This window comes from Streptomyces doebereineriae (assembly GCF_031845645.1).
GTDB lineage: Bacteria > Actinomycetota > Actinomycetes > Streptomycetales > Streptomycetaceae > Streptomyces > Streptomyces canus.
Genome location: NZ_JAVREZ010000248.1, coordinates 1 through 463, shown reverse-complemented (window position 1 = coordinate 463; position 463 = coordinate 1). Strand labels below are relative to the sequence as shown.

The window sequence follows — 463 nt, the reverse complement described above, 5'->3', positions numbered from 1 at the left end:
ATCTCCGACATCGCCTCCGAGGCAGGCCGGTCGGCCGCGTCGTTCTACAACTACTACGCCTCGAAAGAAGCGATGGTCCGCGAATGGGCCCTGCGATTCCGTAACGAGGCCCGCGAACGCGCCCTTCCCGCGACCGGACCGAACCTGACCAACTGGGAACGCAGCTACCAGGCCGCCTCCGCCCATTGGACGACCTACCGGCACCGGCTGGCCGAGATCATCGCCGTGTCCCAGATGGCGATGATCGACGACGACTTCGCCGAATACTGGGACGAGATCTGTCAGCTACCCATCACCATGATCACCGAAATGATCAAACATGCTCAGCACCAAGGGTTCTGCCAGGACGACGACCCCCATCTGACCGCCGTCGCCTTGGTGTCGATGCTCAACCAGTTCTGCTACGCCCAACTGTCCGGCGGCCGCGACGCCGTCGCCGACGACACCGCGTGTATCACCACTC

General features: G+C 63.3%; 1 protein-coding gene. It reads left to right on the top strand.

Features of this window, described 5'->3' with window-relative positions:
• On the top strand, window positions 1–463 hold a 463-nt coding region (locus tag RNB18_RS51705; RefSeq protein WP_311721021.1), incomplete at both ends, for a TetR/AcrR family transcriptional regulator.